The sequence below is a fragment of the Pseudomonas moorei genome (assembly GCF_008801475.1).
Classification (GTDB): Bacteria; Pseudomonadota; Gammaproteobacteria; order Pseudomonadales; family Pseudomonadaceae; genus Aquipseudomonas; species Aquipseudomonas moorei.
On record NZ_VZPP01000009.1, the window covers coordinates 1 to 15,290 of the forward strand.

General features: G+C 57.6%; 17 protein-coding genes. 10 read left to right on the forward strand and 7 right to left on the reverse strand.

Annotation, left to right across the window (positions count from 1 at the left end; all coding sequences use genetic code 11):
• Positions 1 to 158: 158 nt before the first annotated feature.
• On the reverse strand, positions 159 to 482 hold the full coding sequence (gene fdxA / locus F7R06_RS17865; protein WP_007908827.1) for a ferredoxin FdxA: 324 nt from the start codon (positions 480 to 482) through the stop codon (positions 159 to 161).
• A 141-nt stretch (positions 483 to 623) separates the two neighbouring features.
• A complete protein-coding gene (gene mutS / locus F7R06_RS17870) occupies positions 624 to 3,203 on the reverse strand; it encodes a DNA mismatch repair protein MutS (RefSeq protein WP_090316999.1) in 2,580 nt (859 codons plus the stop codon).
• Positions 3,204 to 3,402: 199 nt separating this feature from the next.
• Between mutS and F7R06_RS17875 the strand changes: the two genes are divergently transcribed.
• From F7R06_RS17875 to recX, 5 genes are all read left to right on the forward strand, one after another.
• Positions 3,403 to 4,137 (forward strand): LexA family transcriptional regulator, encoded by a 735-nt coding sequence (locus F7R06_RS17875; RefSeq protein ID WP_090317002.1) that lies wholly within the window; start codon positions 3,403 to 3,405, stop codon positions 4,135 to 4,137.
• A gap of 279 nt (positions 4,138 to 4,416) precedes the next feature.
• Entirely contained in the window at positions 4,417 to 4,767 is a 351-nt protein-coding gene (locus F7R06_RS17880) for a phage holin family protein (protein ID WP_090317005.1), read from the forward strand.
• Between the two features lie 167 nt (positions 4,768 to 4,934).
• Positions 4,935 to 5,435: a CinA family protein gene (locus F7R06_RS17885; protein ID WP_090318348.1), complete on the forward strand. Its 501-nt coding sequence runs from the start codon at positions 4,935 to 4,937 to the stop codon at positions 5,433 to 5,435.
• Positions 5,436 to 5,518: 83 nt separating this feature from the next.
• The gene (gene recA, locus F7R06_RS17890) at positions 5,519 to 6,571 is read left to right on the forward strand and encodes a recombinase RecA (RefSeq protein ID WP_090317008.1); all 1,053 of its coding nucleotides are present in this window, start codon (positions 5,519 to 5,521) and stop codon (positions 6,569 to 6,571) included.
• A gap of 8 nt (positions 6,572 to 6,579) precedes the next feature.
• Positions 6,580 to 7,047, forward strand: coding sequence for a recombination regulator RecX (recX, locus tag F7R06_RS17895; protein WP_090317011.1), 468 nt, complete (start codon positions 6,580 to 6,582; stop codon positions 7,045 to 7,047).
• 43 nt (positions 7,048 to 7,090) lie between these two features.
• Here the strand turns inward: recX and F7R06_RS17900 are convergent, their stop codons facing one another.
• Entirely contained in the window at positions 7,091 to 8,209 is a 1,119-nt protein-coding gene (locus F7R06_RS17900; RefSeq protein ID WP_090317014.1) for an LOG family protein, read from the reverse strand.
• 481 nt (positions 8,210 to 8,690) lie between these two features.
• Between F7R06_RS17900 and F7R06_RS17905 the strand changes: the two genes are divergently transcribed.
• A complete protein-coding gene (locus F7R06_RS17905) occupies positions 8,691 to 8,891 on the forward strand; it encodes a hypothetical protein (RefSeq protein WP_090318351.1) in 201 nt (66 codons plus the stop codon).
• Here F7R06_RS17905 and F7R06_RS17910 read toward each other — a convergent pair whose 3' ends face one another.
• On the reverse strand, positions 8,892 to 9,314 hold the full coding sequence (locus F7R06_RS17910) for a PA3611 family quorum-sensing-regulated virulence factor (RefSeq protein WP_090317017.1): 423 nt from the start codon (positions 9,312 to 9,314) through the stop codon (positions 8,892 to 8,894).
• A 190-nt stretch (positions 9,315 to 9,504) separates the two neighbouring features.
• Here F7R06_RS17910 and F7R06_RS17915 point away from each other — a divergent pair, with 190 nt between their 5' ends.
• The 3 genes from F7R06_RS17915 to F7R06_RS17925 all read left to right on the forward strand — a co-directional run bounded on the left by F7R06_RS17915 (position 9,505) and on the right by F7R06_RS17925 (position 11,545).
• Positions 9,505 to 10,248: a tRNA-uridine aminocarboxypropyltransferase gene (locus tag F7R06_RS17915; protein ID WP_090317020.1), complete on the forward strand. Its 744-nt coding sequence runs from the start codon at positions 9,505 to 9,507 to the stop codon at positions 10,246 to 10,248.
• A gap of 207 nt (positions 10,249 to 10,455) precedes the next feature.
• Positions 10,456 to 11,106: a response regulator transcription factor ErdR gene (gene erdR / locus F7R06_RS17920; protein WP_090317023.1), complete on the forward strand. Its 651-nt coding sequence runs from the start codon at positions 10,456 to 10,458 to the stop codon at positions 11,104 to 11,106.
• Positions 11,107 to 11,182: 76 nt separating this feature from the next.
• Positions 11,183 to 11,545, forward strand: coding sequence for a diacylglycerol kinase (locus F7R06_RS17925; protein WP_090317026.1), 363 nt, complete (start codon positions 11,183 to 11,185; stop codon positions 11,543 to 11,545).
• On the opposite strand, the gene F7R06_RS17930 is transcribed toward F7R06_RS17925, so the two are convergent.
• The gene (locus F7R06_RS17930) at positions 11,542 to 12,468 is read right to left on the reverse strand and encodes a LysR family transcriptional regulator (protein WP_090317029.1); all 927 of its coding nucleotides are present in this window, start codon (positions 12,466 to 12,468) and stop codon (positions 11,542 to 11,544) included. The genes F7R06_RS17925 and F7R06_RS17930 overlap by 4 nt on opposite strands.
• A 135-nt stretch (positions 12,469 to 12,603) precedes the next feature.
• Between F7R06_RS17930 and fpr the strand changes: the two genes are divergently transcribed.
• Positions 12,604 to 13,383: a ferredoxin-NADP reductase gene (fpr, locus tag F7R06_RS17935; protein WP_003443014.1), complete on the forward strand. Its 780-nt coding sequence runs from the start codon at positions 12,604 to 12,606 to the stop codon at positions 13,381 to 13,383.
• A 194-nt stretch (positions 13,384 to 13,577) separates the two neighbouring features.
• Here the strand turns inward: fpr and tsaA are convergent, their stop codons facing one another.
• The gene (gene tsaA, locus F7R06_RS17940) at positions 13,578 to 14,276 is read right to left on the reverse strand and encodes a tRNA (N6-threonylcarbamoyladenosine(37)-N6)-methyltransferase TrmO (protein ID WP_090317032.1); all 699 of its coding nucleotides are present in this window, start codon (positions 14,274 to 14,276) and stop codon (positions 13,578 to 13,580) included.
• Between the two features lie 184 nt (positions 14,277 to 14,460).
• Positions 14,461 to 15,231 (reverse strand): SDR family oxidoreductase, encoded by a 771-nt coding sequence (locus F7R06_RS17945; protein WP_090317035.1) that lies wholly within the window; start codon positions 15,229 to 15,231, stop codon positions 14,461 to 14,463.
• Between the last annotated feature and the right edge of the window lie 59 nt (positions 15,232 to 15,290).

The window sequence follows — 15,290 nt, forward strand, 5'->3', positions numbered from 1 at the left end:
CCCGCCAGCTGATGGCGCTAATGGGCTGAAAGGCCTTTTTTCGTCTGTTGCCCGCACAAAAAACAAACGCCCCGAACAAGTCGGGGCGTTTGTTGGGCTGGCCTTCAGTGTGTTTTCACACAGTCTGACAAGGGGCCTTTTCGTGAACGCGGGGGTAATCAGCGTTCGAGATCTTTGATCTTGCCTTTGACGCCATCCCACTCTTCGGCATCGGGCAACGATTCTTTCTTCTCGGTGATGTTAGGCCAGATTTCAGCCAGCTCAACGTTGAGCTGAATGAATTCCTGCATCTCTTCCGGGACTTCATCTTCGGAGAAGATGGCCACGGCAGGGCATTCGGGTTCGCACAGTGCGCAGTCGATGCACTCATCCGGGTGAATCACCAGGAAATTCGGGCCTTCGTAAAAGCAGTCCACCGGACACACTTCTACGCAGTCGGTGTACTTGCACTTGATGCAGTTGTCGGTGACGACGAAGGTCATTTCTAATTTTCTCCTCAGGCGGCGGCAGCGGAGCCCCTTCACGTTGGGGTCGCCAGGTTCGAGAGCGATAGTCTGCAGGCCAGGCTATAACCTGCAGCATCCCAAACCGCGCGAGATTCTAACAGCTTGCAAGCTTATGCGTTAGATCCGTGTCTTTAGTGTATAGAGCATTTCGAGCGCGCGCCGAGGTGTCATGTCATCCAGGTCGAGTTTTGCCAGTTCATCCAGTACCGGATGGGGCAGGCTGGCGAACATATCGCTTTGTTGCGGCGTGGCCGGCTTGCCTTTGGCGGGCTTGGGCGCCTCATGCGGCAGAGCGGTATCTTCCAGGCGGCTCAAATGCTCTCGGGCACGCAGGATCACTTCACTCGGCACGCCGGCCAGTTGCGCAACCGCCAGGCCATAGCTTTGGCTGGCAGGCCCCGGCAGGACGTGGTGCAGGAACACGATACGTTCATTGTGCTCGGTGGCATTGAGGTGCACGTTGGCCACCAACGGCTGGGCTTCCGGCAGGACCGTCAGTTCAAAGTAGTGGGTGGCGAACAGGGTATAGGCCCGCAGGTGCGCCAGGCGCTCCGCTGCCGCCCACGCCAGGGAGAGACCATCGAAAGTACTGGTGCCACGCCCGACTTCATCCATCAGCACCAGGCTGCGCTCGGTGGCGTTGTGCAGGATGTTGGCGGTTTCGCTCATTTCGACCATGAAAGTCGAGCGTCCGCCCGCCAGATCGTCACTGGAGCCGATCCGGGTGAATATGCGGTCGACCAGGGACAGCTCACAACTGGCCGCCGGCACGAAGCTGCCGATGTGTGCCAGCAGCACGATAAGCGCGGTTTGCCGCATATAGGTGGATTTACCGCCCATGTTCGGACCGGTAATCACCAGCATCCGAGTGTTATCGTCCAGGCTCAGGTCGTTGGCGACAAATGGTGTGGTCAGAACCTGCTCAACTACCGGGTGGCGCCCCTGGGTAATGCGCATGCACGGCTCGCTGACGAAGCGCGGGCAGTTCAGGTCGAGGTTCAATGCGCGCTCGGCCAGGTTGCTCAGCACGTCCAGCTCGGCTAGCGCCGAAGCGGTATCCTGCAGCGGTGGCAACTGTGTGATCAGGTCTTCGAGCAGCGCTTCGTAGAGCATTTTTTCCCGCGCCAAGGCACGGCTCTTGGCCGAAAGCGCCTTGTCTTCGAAGGCTTTTAGTTCCGGTGTAATGAAGCGTTCGGCGCCTTTGAGCGTCTGGCGGCGGATGTAGTCAGCCGGTGCTGATTCGGCCTGCTTGCTTGGCAGTTCGATGAAGTAACCGTGAATGCGGTTGTAGCCAACTTTCAGGTGCGAGAGGCCGGTGCGGGCCTTTTCTCGTGCTTCGAGGTCAATCAGGAACTGCCCGGCGTTTTCGCTGAGTGATTGCAGTTCGTCGAGTTCACTGTCGTAACCGGTCTTCAATACACCGCCATCGCGAATCACTGCTGGCGGATTGTCGATGATGGCTTTTTTCAGCAATGCCGCCAGTTCCGGGTAGGTACTGGTGGTATTGGCCAGTTGGATAATGTGTGGAGCTTCGAGCTCAGTCATCGCCACTTGCAGTTGCGGCAGTGCGCCGAGGGCATCGCGCAACCGCGCAAGGTCGCGCGGGCGAGCGTTGCGCAGGCCGATTCGCGCGAGAATTCGCTCGATGTCGCCAATTTCCTTGAGCTGCGGTTGCAGCTTCTCGAAACGATAGCCGTCGAGCAGGCAGGTGATCGACGTCTGGCGGGCCAGCAATACCGTCAGATCACGCAGCGGACGGTTCAGCCAACGGGTCAGAAGCCGACTGCCCATGGCCGTCTGGCAACGGTCGACCACCGACTGCAGGGTGTTATCACGACCGCCGGCCAGGTTGGTATCCAGCTCCAGGTTGCGCCGGCTTGCGCCGTCGAGTACGACGGTGTCGTCCAGGCGTTCATGACGCAAGCTGCGCAGGTGTGGGAGGGCGGTGCGCTGGGTTTCTTTCGCGTAAGCCAGCAGGCAACCGGCAGCGCCGATGGCCAGGGTCAGGTTTTCGCAACCGAAGCCTTTCAGATCCTGGGTAGCGAATTGCTGGCAAAGACTTTTCAGCGCTGAATCACGCTCGAAATCCCACGGCGCACGGCGACGCACCCCACGACGTTTTTCCGCCGGAAGGTCTTTCGGCCAGTCATCCGGTATCAAAAGCTCCACCGGATTGACCCGCTCCAGTTCCGCCAGCAGGTTTTCCCAACCTTTGATTTCCAGCACACTGAAGTTGCCGCTGGTGATGTCCAGCACCGCCAGACCGAACAGACGTTCGTCACCCAGTACCGCGGCGATCAGGTTGTCCCGACGCTCATCCAGCAGCGCTTCGTCGCTGACTGTCCCCGGCGTGATGATCCGCACCACCTGGCGATCCACCGGCCCTTTGCTGGTCGCCGGGTCGCCAACCTGTTCACAGATCACCACCGACTCGCCAAGCTTCACCAATTTCGCCAAATAACCTTCGGCGGCGTGGTAAGGAATCCCGCACATCGGAATCGCTTGCCCGGCTGACTGCCCGCGGGCGGTCAGGGTGATGTCCAGCAGCTTGGCGGCCTTCTTCGCGTCTTCATAGAAGATCTCGTAGAAGTCGCCCATGCGGTAGAACATCAACTGATCAGGGTGCTGGTTCTTCAGGCGCCAGTACTGCTGCATCATCGGCGTGTGGGAGGACAGGTCGGAAAGGGCTTTATTCATCGGGAATCGGAAAACTCATTGAAAGGTGTGGGGCAAAAGCGGGGCAATCGCCGGGCTTTTCCGCAATGGGCGCAAGATTAACATGGGCGGTCCGCCGGACGCAGGCATGAACGCCACGCGGCTTGCTTCTACTGATTTATGCATTGTTTATGCTAATCGGCATTTGTCTTCCGGGAATAGAACGAGCACTATGTGTGGTATGCAAAAACGCAACGTTTCTACCGTCTTAAGAGCACTGCTCGACCAGCACGGGATTTCCCCCACGGAGCTCCACCGTCGCACTGGCGTGCCCCAATCCACTCTCTCGCGGATCCTCAGCGGGAAGATCGTCGATCCGTCGGATAAGCACATCTCGAAGATCGCCGAGTACTTCGCTGTGAGCACCGATCAGTTGCGCGGTCGTGCAGATGTCGCGTCGGCCTACCATGGGAGACGCGATGAATTGCATCCTGAACTCAAGGACATCAGTCTGTGGGACGACGATACCCCTGTCGATGACGACGAGGTGTCGGTCCCCTTTCTTCGAGAAGTTGAATTGGCTGCGGGATCGGGAAGATTCGTCATCGAAGAGAGTGAGCGCTCTAGTCTGCGCTTCGGCAAGCGCAGCTTGCGCCATAACGGTGTGCAATTCGACCAGGCCAAATGCGTGACCGTGCGTGGCAATAGCATGCTGCCTGTGCTGCGCGACGGCGCCACGGTCGGGGTCAATGCCGGCAAGTGCGGGATTGGCGACATCGTCGATGGCGACCTCTATGCCATCAACCACAACGGTCAACTGCGGGTGAAACAGCTTTATCGCCTGCCTACCGGAATTCGCCTGCGCAGCTTCAATCGCGAAGAGCACCCGGACGAGGACTACACCTTCCAGGAAATCCAGGAGGAGCAAATCGTCATCCTCGGTCATGTCTTCTGGTGGGGCATGTACGCCCGATAATCTTGTCACTGTCAGATGAACCCGTCATCAGGCGGGTTTTTTTTTCGCCTGCCAAAAGGCCCGGCATCCCTGTTTATGGGCATTTTTGTGCGCTGGTGCATTTTTAATGTATGAGCAAATGCATTTAGCCATTGACTGAGTATGCATTGATGCATAAATTTGCTGTCAAGGCGTTCTATAAAGCAGATCTAACCGAAGTTCTCTGCGTATCTAAAGTAAGGCTGCGTAATGGTTAAGTGCACTTGCACATCGCCCATCAATTACCCCAGGAGGCGTGACATGACAATTGAGCAACAAGCGTTGTTGGACATGCCAATCTGGCTGGTCATCGTGCTTGCCTTAGTGGGTGGGCTGTCAGGTGAAATGTGGCGCGCCGACAAGGATGGCGCTCGTGGCTGGACGCTGCTGCGACGGCTGGTCCTGCGCTCCGGGGCCTGTATGGTCGGCGGGGTCTCGGCGATCATGCTGTTGTATGCCGCCGGCCTGTCGATCTGGGTCGCAGGCGTCTTCGGGTGCCTCACCGCGATGGCTGGTGCGGACGTGGCGATCGGTCTTTATGAGCGTTGGGCGGCCAGGCGGATTGGCATTTGTGAAATGCCGCCCCGAGATTCTCGTCCGGACCAACAATGAATCCCGTCGATACACCCAAACGCGTGACTGCGTTTCTTGCGCAGGTCGGTCATGAGTCGTACCTATCTCAGAGCGCGTGCTCGCTAACATTTCGATCGACTCCGTAACTTGCAAGCATGGTTCGCTCGTGTACGGTAGGTTTCATTCCGCCCGATCAGGAGATGACTGTGAAAGAAATCACACAACTGGCCGCCGAACTCGGCAGACGCTTGCAGGTTCTCAACGCCCATGTCACCGCAGCAGAGTCCTGTACGGGCGGCGGAATTTCCGAAGCGATAACCCGGATCCCGGGCAGTTCGGCATGGTTCGAGGCGGGTTACGTTACTTACTCCAACCGCCAGAAGACCCAGCAGTTGAATGTCCCTGCCGAGTTATTTTCAACAGTGGGGGCGGTCAGTCGCGAGGTCGTCGAAGCCATGGTCCGTGGCGCACAGGAAAAAAGCCATGCGCGTTTTGCCGTGGCGGTCAGCGGCATCGCCGGGCCGGACGGCGGCTCGCCAGGCAAACCAGTGGGCACCGTATGGCTGGCCTGGGGCGTGGGCGAGCAAGTGTTCAGTGAGTTGCAACACTTCCCGGGCAACCGCGACGAAGTTCGCCGACAAACGGTGAAGGCCGCGCTAGAGGGGCTGCTGCGACATGCCGCCGGAGAAATCTCAAATCAGGGGTAGGCGATCCTCGAACGCTGTGGAATAATACTGTCTACTTATACAGGTGTTGGCCGTCAGGCCTTATTGATTACGTGAGGACTTTAATGGACGACAACAAGAAGAAAGCCTTGGCTGCGGCCCTGGGTCAGATCGAACGTCAATTCGGCAAGGGTGCCGTAATGCGTATGGGCGATCAGGACCGTCAGGCGATCCCATCCATCTCCACCGGCTCTTTGGGTCTGGATATCGCACTGGGCATTGGCGGTCTGCCAAAAGGCCGTATTGTTGAAATCTACGGTCCTGAATCTTCCGGTAAAACCACACTGACCTTGTCCGTGATCGCCCAGGCTCAAAAAGCTGGCGCGACGTGCGCATTCGTCGATGCTGAACACGCCCTCGATCCTGAATATGCCGGCAAACTGGGCGTCAACGTCGACGACCTGCTGGTTTCCCAGCCGGACACCGGCGAGCAAGCACTGGAAATCACCGACATGCTGGTGCGTTCCAATGCCGTTGACGTGATCATCGTCGACTCCGTGGCGGCGCTGGTGCCAAAAGCAGAAATCGAAGGCGAAATGGGTGACATGCACGTGGGCTTGCAAGCCCGTCTGATGTCCCAGGCGCTGCGTAAGATCACTGGTAACATCAAGAACGCCAACTGCCTGGTGATCTTCATCAACCAGATCCGTATGAAAATCGGCGTGATGTTCGGCAGCCCGGAAACTACCACGGGTGGTAACGCGCTGAAATTCTATGCTTCGGTTCGTCTGGATATCCGCCGTACTGGCGCAGTGAAAGAAGGTGACGAAGTCGTTGGTAGCGAGACCCGCGTCAAGGTTGTGAAGAACAAGGTGGCTTCGCCGTTCCGGCAGGCCGAGTTCCAGATTCTTTACGGCAAGGGCATCTACCTCAATGGCGAGATGATCGACCTGGGTGTTCTGCACGGTTTCGTTGAAAAATCCGGTGCATGGTATGCCTACAACGGCACCAAGATCGGTCAGGGTAAAGCCAACTCGGCCAAGTTCCTGGCGGATAACCCGGAAGTTGCTGCGGCCCTTGAGAAACAACTTCGCGACAAGCTGCTGACCCCAGCGCCGGACGTCAAGGCTTCGCCAGTCAAAGAGACTGAAGATGACCTGGCTGACGCTGATATCTGATAGAGCCGATGACCGCCGTACTCGATACCCTCGTCGCGGTGCGGCGAACCGCGATGGACCTGCTCGCACGTCGCGAGCATGGTCGAGTCGAGTTGACGCGCAAGCTGCGTCAGCGCGGCGCTCTCCCCGAAATGATCGAAACAGCACTCGACCGATTGACGGAAGAGGGGCTGTTATCTGAATCCCGTTATCTCGAAAGCTTCGTTTCCTACCGAGCTCGTTCCGGTTACGGTCCCATGCGCATTCGCGAAGAGTTGAGCCAGCGTGGCCTGCAGCGCAGCGACATCGACCTCGCGTTGCGTGAGAGCGGAATCGACTGGCAGGAACATCTGGAAGACACCTGGCGGCGCAAGTTTTCCGGGCATTTGCCAATCGACACCCGGGAGCGTGCCAAACAAGGCAGGTTCCTGGCGTATCGGGGGTACTCCATGGAAATGATCAGCCGCTTGTTCAGTGGCCGAGGGATGGATGATTGACTGAAACGGCTCGCTATTGCATAGCGGGCCGTTTTTTCATGCCTCAGATAACCTTTGACGTTTCACGAGTGTGCTGTTGCACCTGAGGTTGGGACTGCGCCCAGTTTTCCGGCAGATTGATGAAATCCACCAGTTCTCGCAGCCGGCCATGATCACGGGCATTGAAGTTAAATGCCAGTCTTGCCAGATGACTGAACTCGGCTTCGTCATGTTCCTCGCTGCTGTAGACGTGTTGATGGAAATGATCGCTCAGGCAAAGATCGGCGAACGCCACTTGCATGTGTTCGAGCGCCCGGTCACTGAGTGTGTGATTCATGCGAATCAGGAATTGATGCTTGAGCCAGCGGCTGGAGTGGAAGTTGCTGTAGAACTGGTTGATGTGCTCTACCGCTTCATCGACGCAGTAGACCAGTTTCACCAGTTTCATATCAGTGGGCAGGATGTAGCGGTTTTCCACCAATTGCTGGTGAATGAAGTCTAACGCGACCTGCCAGAATTTGCCGCCGGGAGCGTCCAGCAGCACGACCGGCACCAATGGCGTTTTTCCGGTCTGGATCAGCGTCAGTACTTCCAGTGCTTCATCCAGCGTGCCAAAGCCACCTGGGCATAGCACCAGCGCGTCGGCTTCCTTGACGAAGAACAGTTTGCGCGTAAAGAAAAAGTGGAAGGGCAGCAGGTTGGTGGTGCCGTTGACGGTCGGGTTGGCGTGTTGTTCGAAGGGCAGAGTGATGTTGAAGCCCAGGCTGTGTGTCAGGCCAGCCCCTTCATGGGCTGCAGCCATGATACCGCCACCGGCACCGGTGATAACCATCAGGTCTGAGCGGGCCAGAGCGGCTCCGAGTTCACGGGCCATTCCGTACAGCGGATGCTCTATAGGCGTACGGGCCGAGCCGAAAACAGTGACTTTACGCCGTCCTTTGAATTGCTCCAGTACGCGGAAGGCCTGCTCCAGTTCGCGCAGGGTTTGAAGGGTGATTTTGGCATTCCAGCGGTTGTGGTCTTCCTGGGCCATGCGCAGCACGGTCAGGATCATGTCGCGGTAAATCGGAATATTCGGGCTGTTGGGTGAGACCAGGTTGAGTTGTTCTTCGACCTTGTTGATGAGGTCGTGGCCGCTTTGTTCAAAATGACGGCTCAAGAGGTCATTCGGTTGGTAAGGCATTCAACTTCTCCTTCTGCACAGAACCTTCGGTAGCGACGAATTCGTTCGTCGCTACCACGACACCTCTTGTGTCGTTGTCTGCCCAAGCCCATGCCTGGGCGATCCACATGACCCGAATGATTGGCGGGTCATCCATAGAGGTTCTGTTTTTCCTTGGATGGAAGAAACGTTCGCACAACGCAACACGTTACGGGCGGCCTCTTTCCTGCCCTGAAAAAGTGATTGTGGATACGTTGAAATTTAGACCCTCGCGGAAATTTTCGCTGCCTTGATCATTGCGCCGCAAAGTCTTTCCTGGCAACCGCTATTGACGATTTGCGAGGTGGTTTCACCACTCGTCTGAAGGCACGCCCAAGGAGCAGCATTCTGATTAACTAACCTACAGGTGTATCACGACAACTTGGCGTCAAGGGTAGGCGCACGGTACGAGCGGTTTAAGGATTTGTCGCTCAAAAGAGCGAGGAGCAAGGAGGCGGGAGCCATGGCCAGAGTCATTCTGGAAATAGAGATCGATACGCAACTGTATCGATTGCTGAAGTCATCAGCCGAGACCAATCATCTAAGTCTTGAGGAGGAGTGCTGCCGGCGTCTTATGGGCGCGGAGCGGCGTTCACGTTACTTGCAGGCGTTGGTGGCGGAATTGCGCGCCGAAGATGAACAGCGGCGCGCCAAGTCTCACTGATTACTTTTTCTTCTGAGGGGCTTTCGGGCAATCCGATTCCTGGTAGCTGGCAGAGCCGACCGCGCGATTGGTCTTCACTTCGGTGAAGTCGTAACGCATGGTTGCACCTTTGGCCATCAGCTTGCGGTACGACGGGTTGTTGCATACCGCGGCACCGAGTTGGAAATACACGGCTTTTGGATCGGCGCGCATCTTGTTGGCGTGGCTGCTTTGTACGCTCAGATGGTTAATCAGCGTCGTTCCCTCGACGGTATAGCCCTGATCGAGAATGTCTTCATTGATCGCCCGTGGAGTGCCAACACTGCTTTGGGTGGCGACGTTCTGCAGCTCTTTGTTCAGATTCTGTTCACTCAGGGACGCAGCCTGGGCATTGAAGGACGCCGCCAGCAAAATGGCAGCGGTGGGAACGATAAAGCGCAGCATGAAACTCTCCTGATTCAGTGACTGAGTGCTTCGACCAGTCACGTGACTGTGCGTTCAGTGGCGGTGAATTATAGGGGAGGTGGTCGGGACGGTACAGGATTGCGCTCATCGCTCTGTTAAACTGCCGACTTTTATTGCCTTGCCGAGAATTGTACGTGTCGATTTCCCCATTTTTTCGGCGTTGCACGCGATGAGCCATGCTCCTAACGCCGTAGCCCGCTTGCGCGATCAGCGCGAAGAAGAAGGCATCAAGCCGATTCAGGCCCGTGGCTGGCGGGCGACCCGTTGCCGTGCCTGTCGTGTGATCGAGAGCCATTGCTTGTGCGCGTGGCGTCCGCTGGTGGAAACCCGCTCGGGTGTGTGCCTGATCATGACGAACAAGGAAGTGTTCAAGCCGAGCAATACCGGCTGGTTAATCGCCGATGTGGTCCGTGACAATCACGCGTTCATCTGGTCGCGCACCGAGGTCGACCCAAAGCTTTTGGCATTGCTGTCCGACCCGCAATGGCAGCCTTACCTGGTGTTCCCGGGCGAATACGTCGCGCCTGAGCGGGTGACCCACAGCGTGACGCTTGATAGCACCAAGCGGCCGCTGTTCATATTGCTCGACGCGACCTGGACCGAAGCGCGCAAGATTTTTCGCAAAAGCCCCTACTTCGACGCATTGCCGATCCTCAGCCTGCTGCCGGAAAAACTCTCCCGCTATCAATTGCGCCGCTCTACCCGAAGCGAGCACCTGTGCACCGCGGAAGTCGCGGCGTTGTGCCTCGATCTTGCAGGCGATGCGCAGGCTGCATGGGCACTGGACGCTTATTTCGACGTGTTCAGCCAGCATTACCTTGATGCCAAGCGTCAGCTTGAAATGAACGTTGAAACACCGGCGCACGCCGAGTTGATGCCGTTCGTGCAGGGTAGTGCCGCCTCAATGAACTGATTGTCGCCCATACTGCAAAGAACTGTCCGGGCCATGCACCTTGACCACCCCGGCTACGCTGGGCATGCTTGGCGCCGATTGGGGCGCGGCCAAGGTTTGATACGCCGTTTCTTTAACGTGAGAGCCACGTGATTGGCGTTGAACGTGCCCTGCTGGTGCGGCTCCGTGGCTGCACCTTGAGTGTTTGAAGAACAGGATCATTTGAAAATGGCCACATACGAAATCCTGATTGCCGATGACCACCCGCTTTTTCGTTCGGCCTTGCATCAAGCGTTGACGCTAGGTCTTGGCCCGGATGTCCGTCTTGTCGAAGTGGCGAGCATTGCCGAGCTGGAAACCCGTCTGACAGAAAAGGCTGATTGGGATCTGGTGTTGCTGGATCTGAACATGCCGGGTGCTTACGGTTTTTCCGGGCTGGTATTGTTGCGCGGTCAGTATCCGCAAATTCCGGTGGTCATGGTCTCGGCTCAGGAAGAAGCCACGATCATGGTCAAGTCCCGTGAATTTGGCGCCAGTGGCTTCATCCCCAAGTCCAGCGACCTGAGTGTGATTCAGAAAGCCGTGCGAGCGGTCCTGGATGGCGATGTTTACTGGCCACCGCAAGCGTTCGAGGCCGTCAGTGTTTCCGATGAGGCAAAGGCGGCCAGTGAGGGCCTTGCGAGCCTGACGCCGCAGCAGTTTCGCGTGTTGACCATGGTCTGTGAAGGGCTGCTGAACAAGCAGATCGCTTACGAGCTGAGTGTTTCCGAGGCGACGATCAAAGCCCACGTAACCGCGATTTTCCGTAAACTGAATGTCCGGACCCGAACCCAGGCCGCACTGCTTCTGCAACAACTTGAGTCAATTTCGAGCCATTAAGGAATAGCGTCTTCACGCTTTTTTTACTGTGGCTAATCTAGCTTTCCCACTTCTTTTTTGGTCAGTTGCATACCCTATGTCACCTTTCAAAGGCCAGACCGGCCTGAAACGCATTCTCAACGCCTCTGGTTATTCTCTGGACGGTCTACGCGCAGCCTTCACCGGCGAAGCGGCTTTTCGGCAACTGGTACTGCTCAACGTTATCCTGATTCCGCTGTCTTTTTTCCTGAGCGTAAGCCGTGTCGAGCGGGCGTTGTTGATTGCAGTCTGTCTGCTGGCCTTGATCGTCGAGTTGCTCAATTCGGCGGTGGAAGCGGCCATCGACCGTATCTCCCTTGAATTGCACCCATTGTCGAAAAACGCCAAGGACATGGGCAGTGCCGCGCAACTCGTGGCATTGAGCATGATCGCGCTGGTGTGGGCAGTCATTCTGCTTTAAGCAATCGTCGGCAGTACGATCTCGTCGCTGCGCTGAACCCCGGCGGTGAAGGCGCGGCACAGATCGAGGAACTCACGCATTGCCGATGTCTGATACTTCTGTTTGTGCCAGATGAAATAAAACTGTCGCGCCAGGTCCAGATCCGGTGTCTCCACCGGTACGAGACTACCGCGCCGGAACGCATCCCGTAGCGCCAGCCGCGAGATACAACCGATCCCCAGTCCGGACTCCACGGCGCGTTTGATCGCTTCGGTGTGCTCCAGCTCCAGGCGGATGTTCAGCGCGCTTCGGTGATGGCGCATGGCCTGATCGAAGGTCAGTCGCGTGCCCGAACCCTGCTCGCGCAAAATCCAGGCTTCGTGGCTCAACTCATCCATGGTCGCCGTGCCGCGTTTGGCCAATGCATGCTGGGGCGCGCAGAACACCACCAGTTCATCCTCGACCCAGCTTTGCACTTCGATGTCCGGATGGCTGCAATCGCCTTCGATCAGACCCAGATCAATTTCATAGTGGGCCACTTGATGCACGATGTTGGCAGTGTTCTGCACATGCAGCTTCACTTGGCTTTCCGGGTGGCGTTGCATGAAGCCGCCGATCAGCAGGGTTGCCAGGTAATTGCCAATGGTCAGGGTTGCGCCTACCGCCAATGAGCCGAAACCGGACTTGCCATTGAGCAGGTCTTCGATTTCCTTGGCCTGGTCGAGCATGGCCACCGCTTGCGGCAGCAGCTGTTTACCAAGGGCGTTGAGGCTCAGCCGCTTGCCAGCGCGGTCGAACAATTGGCAGCTCGACTGGCGTTCCAGCTCGGTGATCGAGGTACTCGCCGCCGATTGCGAGAGGTTAAGCAGGCCCGCGGCACGGGACACGCTTTCCTGCTGGGCGACGGCGACAAATACTTGCAGTTGACGGAGAGTAAATCGCATATCGATATAACCGATAACCCTTATCTTAATAATCCATTTAACAGATATTGTCGCTGCCTTTAGAATGCGATGCAATTGTGCGAAGCCAGCTATTTTTCGCAGGGCGCGCAGACAAATCTCCAGGAGTCCCCGTACATGAGCAACATGAACCACGAGCGTGTCCTCAGTGTTCATCACTGGAATGACACTCTGTTCAGCTTCAAGTGCACCCGTGATCCGGGCCTGCGCTTCGAGAACGGTCAGTTCGTGATGATCGGCCTGCAACAGCCCAATGGCCGCCCGCTTATGCGCGCTTACTCGATTGCCAGCCCGAACTGGGAAGAGCATCTCGAGTTCTTCAGCATCAAGGTACCTGATGGTCCGCTGACTTCGCAGTTGCAACACTTGAAAGAAGGCGACGAGATCATCATCAGCAAGAAGCCTACCGGGACGCTGGTACTGGATGACTTGAAGCCTGGCAAACATTTGTACCTGCTCAGCACCGGCACCGGCCTGGCGCCGTTCATGAGCGTCATCCAGGATCCGGAAACCTACGAGCGCTTCGAAAAAGTGATCCTGTGCCACGGCGTACGCTACGTCAACGAAGTCGCCTACCGCGAGTTCATCACCGAGCACCTGCCGCAGAACGAGTTCTTCGGCGAAGCGCTGCGTGACAAGTTGATCTACTACCCGACCGTGACCCGTGAGCCGTTCGAAAACGAAGGCCGCCTGACCGACCTGATGCGCAGTGGCAAGCTGTTCAGCGACATCGGTCTGCCACCGATCAACCCGCAGGACGACCGCGCCATGCTGTGCGGCAGCCCGAGCATGCTCGACGAGACCAGCGAAGTACTGAACAGCTTTGGCCTGAAAGTATCGCCACGGATGCGTGAGCCGGGTGATTACCTGATCGAGCGTGCGTTCGTCGAGAAGTGACCGTAGGTCACCCGTAGGTCACCCGTAGGAGCGAGCCAGCTCGCGATGGAGGTCAACGATAACGCGGGAAGCATGATGCCCCGCGGCGTCCTCAGGTTTTTCGCGAGCGGGCTCGCTCCTACAGTCGTTTTGCAGCGTATCTGAAAAGCCCGCATGGCCTGGTGAGGTCATGCGGGCTTTTTCGTTTCTGGCATTCAGCCCTTTGCAGGAATGACTTCCAGCACACGGATCAGCTCCGGTGTCGGGTAATGCCAACGCACATCCAGGTCCCAGAACTGCGCGCCGTACTCCCGTTCCGGTACAGGCGTCTGGTAGGCCGGGCGAGGATCTTGCGCCAGGCATTGCTCGATTAGCTCGATCAGTGGCTCCTGAAGGCGCTGAGCATGCCCATGAGCCTGTTGCAGCGCGGTGTCCGTCCATTGCACGGCAATCAACCGGGGCGCGGCGCTGGCGATGGTGTTGGTGGCGCTGTCGATGATATCGGCGTAAGGCACGTAGGGCTTGATGTCGAGAATCGGCGTGCCGTCCAACAGGTCGATGCCGGATATCCACAAGCGATTGGCTTCGACCTTGTCCAGCTTGACCACGGACTGGCCAATGCCATTGGGCCGGTGTGTAGCGCGAGTGGCAAACACCCCCATGGATTTGTTGCCGCCGAGGCGCGGGGGGCGGACCTTCAGCCGTGGCTTGTCTTCCAGGGCTTGATGAAACAGGAACAACAGCCAGACGTGACTGACCTGCTCCAGACCCTGCACTGCGTCGCCCTGATCGAATGGCGCCACCAGTTCCAGCACGCCGCGTGCGGCCGGGGCCAGTTGGGGTTGGCGCGGAATGGCGAACTTCTCCTTGAAGCAGGAGCGCACGAAGCCGATGGGAGAAACGCTGTAGGTCATGGTTTGAAATCGAGGCGGGGAGCGGGCAGGCATGATAACCCGATCAACCTTTGTATCGGTGGTGACTGTCAACTCGCCATCGCGGGCAAGCCCGCTCCCACAAGGTTTTGTTTCAGTCGCAGGGTTCGGATACGACAGACAACCTGTGGGAGCGGGCTTGCCCGCGATGGCCGCATCGCTCATTTCAAAGACTGAATCCCCCATCCAGCGGAATGATATTCCCGGTCATGTAAGCCCCCGCCGTACTTGCCAGACTGATCGCCAGGGCCGCCATCTCTTCCTCCCGACCCCAGCGCTTCATTGGAATCAACGCCGTATCTTCGGCCAATGCCTGCTCATCGTTGCCGATGTGCTGGGTCATCTTGCTCGGAAAACGTCCCGGCGCGATCACATTGACGTTGATGTGCTGGCTCACCAGTTCCCGCGCCAGAATGCGCGACAGTTGATGCAGGGCCGCCTTGCTCGGTCCATAGGCATAAGCCTGTTCGCCGAAAGAGGAAATCCCCGCCACTGAGCCAATGTTGATGATCCGTGCCGGATTCGCCGGTGAGCCGGCCTTGCGCAGCAGTGGCAGGAATTGCTGGATGCAGTTGAACACTGACGTCACATTGATCTGCATGACCTTTTCCCAGCCTTTGACCGGGTAACTCTCCAATGGCGCACCCCAGGTGGTGCCTGCGTTGTTCACCAGAATATCGAGGTGGCTGATCTGCTCGCTCAGGCGGATGGCCAATTGCTGCACGCCTTCTTCCGTGGCCAGGTTGGCGGCGACTGCGTGGCAGCGTCCAAGTGCGCCGAGTTCATCAGACGTTTGCCGGCAGGCTTCGACATCGCGAGCGCAGACGTACACGGTCGCGCCCGCCTCGACGTACGCCTTGGCGATCATTTTGCCGATACCACGAGTGCCGCCGGTCACCAGAGCGGTGCGGCCTTGCAGGGAAAAGTAGGGGTGCATGGCGAGTCCTGAGAGCTGAGGGTCTTAACACCCTAGTCGTCAGCTGCTGGAAGCGGAGC

Bases quoted from the DNA above. Each gene is read 5' to 3' on its own strand.
- recX (WP_090317011.1), top strand. From the start codon at position 6,580: ATGACCGCCGTACTCGATACCCTCGTCGCGGTGCGGCGAACCGCGATG.
- mutS (WP_090316999.1), bottom strand. From the start codon at position 3,203: ATGAATAAAGCCCTTTCCGACCTGTCCTCCCACACGCCGATGATGCAG.
- F7R06_RS17900 (WP_090317014.1), bottom strand. From the start codon at position 8,209: ATGCCTTACCAACCGAATGACCTCTTGAGCCGTCATTTTGAACAAAGC.
- F7R06_RS17880 (WP_090317005.1), top strand. From the start codon at position 4,417: ATGACAATTGAGCAACAAGCGTTGTTGGACATGCCAATCTGGCTGGTC.
- F7R06_RS17915 (WP_090317020.1), top strand. From the start codon at position 9,505: ATGAGCCATGCTCCTAACGCCGTAGCCCGCTTGCGCGATCAGCGCGAA.
- F7R06_RS17905 (WP_090318351.1), top strand. From the start codon at position 8,691: ATGGCCAGAGTCATTCTGGAAATAGAGATCGATACGCAACTGTATCGA.
- F7R06_RS17875 (WP_090317002.1), top strand. From the start codon at position 3,403: ATGCAAAAACGCAACGTTTCTACCGTCTTAAGAGCACTGCTCGACCAG.
- tsaA (WP_090317032.1), bottom strand. From the start codon at position 14,276: ATGACCTACAGCGTTTCTCCCATCGGCTTCGTGCGCTCCTGCTTCAAG.
- F7R06_RS17930 (WP_090317029.1), bottom strand. From the start codon at position 12,468: ATGCGATTTACTCTCCGTCAACTGCAAGTATTTGTCGCCGTCGCCCAG.
- recA (WP_090317008.1), top strand. From the start codon at position 5,519: ATGGACGACAACAAGAAGAAAGCCTTGGCTGCGGCCCTGGGTCAGATC.
- F7R06_RS17945 (WP_090317035.1), bottom strand. From the start codon at position 15,231: ATGCACCCCTACTTTTCCCTGCAAGGCCGCACCGCTCTGGTGACCGGC.
- F7R06_RS17910 (WP_090317017.1), bottom strand. From the start codon at position 9,314: ATGCTGCGCTTTATCGTTCCCACCGCTGCCATTTTGCTGGCGGCGTCC.
- fpr (WP_003443014.1), top strand. From the start codon at position 12,604: ATGAGCAACATGAACCACGAGCGTGTCCTCAGTGTTCATCACTGGAAT.
- fdxA (WP_007908827.1), bottom strand. From the start codon at position 482: ATGACCTTCGTCGTCACCGACAACTGCATCAAGTGCAAGTACACCGAC.
- F7R06_RS17925 (WP_090317026.1), top strand. From the start codon at position 11,183: ATGTCACCTTTCAAAGGCCAGACCGGCCTGAAACGCATTCTCAACGCC.
- erdR (WP_090317023.1), top strand. From the start codon at position 10,456: ATGGCCACATACGAAATCCTGATTGCCGATGACCACCCGCTTTTTCGT.